Origin of the sequence: Putridiphycobacter roseus (assembly GCF_003234935.1) — a bacterium.
Taxonomy (GTDB): domain Bacteria; phylum Bacteroidota; class Bacteroidia; order Flavobacteriales_D; family Crocinitomicaceae; genus Putridiphycobacter; species Putridiphycobacter roseus.
Map to the genome: position 1 here is coordinate 1 of NZ_QKSB01000065.1, position 857 is coordinate 857.

Consider the following 857-nt stretch of genomic DNA (forward strand, 5'->3'; position numbering starts at 1 on the left):
ACGATATCTGATAAACCATCACCGTCTGTATCCGTAATTGGTCCTGTTCCGATTTGACCGTCACCATCTGGATCTGTACCACCTGCTTCTACTACATCTGCAATACCATCATTGTCTGAATCGACATCATTCATATCATTGACACCATCTAAATCCGTATCTGGATTTGGTAAAACAATACCTCCAAACTCATTAGGATCAACAATGCTTGAAAGTCCGTTACCATTTAAATCACTAATTGGTCCTGTACCTATCACACCGTCTCCATCTGGATCTGTTCCTCCAGCTTCAATCACGTCAGTTATTCCATCATTGTCTGAATCTAAATCTAAATAATCTGGGATGCCATCTTCATCTCTGTCTAAAACAGGTAAAATACTACCACCATTATCTGGATCCACTAAATCGCTCAATCCATCTCCGTCAGTATCTGTAATTGGACCTGTACCAAGCACACCATCTCCATCTGGATCGGACCCTCCGTTTTCTGTTACATCCGGGATGCCATCATTATCTGAATCAAGGTCCAAATAATCTGGAATACCATCTCCATCTGAATCTCCTGTTCCTTCATCTACATCTAGAATTCCATCATTATCATCATCTGGATCGATTACATCTGCAATGCCATCTCCATCTGAATCTAACTCTCTATAATCTAAATCACCTAAACCAGGTGCATCTGCATCTGCAAATATGCCATCTGTTACTGGATCGATTGTTCCGTTGGCTGCATTGGTAAATGTGTTGACTGCCGTTAATGGCATGCTGTCAAAATTATCATCCAAACCATCTGCGTCTGCATCTGTTCCTGCTGGGGCTAATTCCGCTCCATCAATTACACCGTTACCATTGGT

The 857-nt window shown here is 41.8% G+C and carries 1 pseudogene; it reads right to left on the reverse strand.

From position 1 onward, the window contains the following. Positions 1-857 (reverse strand): annotated as a pseudogene (locus tag DNU06_RS17905) (hypothetical protein); the annotation flags it as partial.